Annotated in this window: 2 pseudogenes; both read left to right on the forward strand. The window is 69.9% G+C overall.

Going from position 1 to position 658, the window contains the following annotated elements:
- Nucleotides 1-512: pseudogene (locus tag H7965_RS30130) on the forward strand (IS66 family transposase); the annotation flags it as partial.
- A gap of 40 nt (nucleotides 513-552) precedes the next feature.
- Nucleotides 553-658 (forward strand): annotated as a pseudogene (locus H7965_RS30135) (IS66 family transposase zinc-finger binding domain-containing protein); the annotation flags it as partial.

Genomic DNA, 658 nt, shown 5'->3' on the forward strand with positions numbered 1-658 from the left:
ACCGCTACGCGGCGCAGCAGGGCCACGGCTTGGCCCAGCAGACCTGCCTGGCACACCTGGCGCGCGACGTGGCGTATGCACTTGAGGCCAGCGACGACCCAGTGCCGTTCCGGCTCAAGCTCTGGCTTGGCTCAGCCTTCGACCTGGCCGACGCCGCCGCAGGCCTTGCCGCCTCTACCCTGGCCGCCAAGCGGCGGGCACTCGAGCGCAGGCTGGACGCGATCCTGGCAACCCCCAGCGGCTGCGAGCCGACGCGGGCGCTGCAAGCGAAGCTGCGGCGAGCGCGCGACCAGCTGCTGACCTTTGTCGACTGGCCTGGCTAGGTCGGGGCGACGAACAACGCCGGCGAGCGCGACCTCCGCCCCGCCGTGATCCAACGCAAGGTCACCAACGGTTATCGTGCGATGTGGGCCGCTCAGGGCGAGGCGGACGTGCGCACCGTGGTCGACACCGCCCGCCTCGCGCCAAACACCAGCGTCTTTGGCACCATCCTGACGACTGTCACGGCCTGACTGCTACGCCGCAGAAGTCAGAGGGGGTGGGTAATTACCGCTGCGCCGCCTCGGCGAGGACGTGACCGAGGTGCTGGACTACCTACCGGGTCGGTTCCGCGTGCTCCGGCATGTACGGCCGAAGTTCTCCTGCCGTGGGTGCGAGG

Origin of the sequence: Siccirubricoccus deserti (genome assembly GCF_014283215.1) — a bacterium.
Lineage (GTDB): Bacteria > Pseudomonadota > Alphaproteobacteria > Acetobacterales > Acetobacteraceae > Siccirubricoccus > Siccirubricoccus deserti.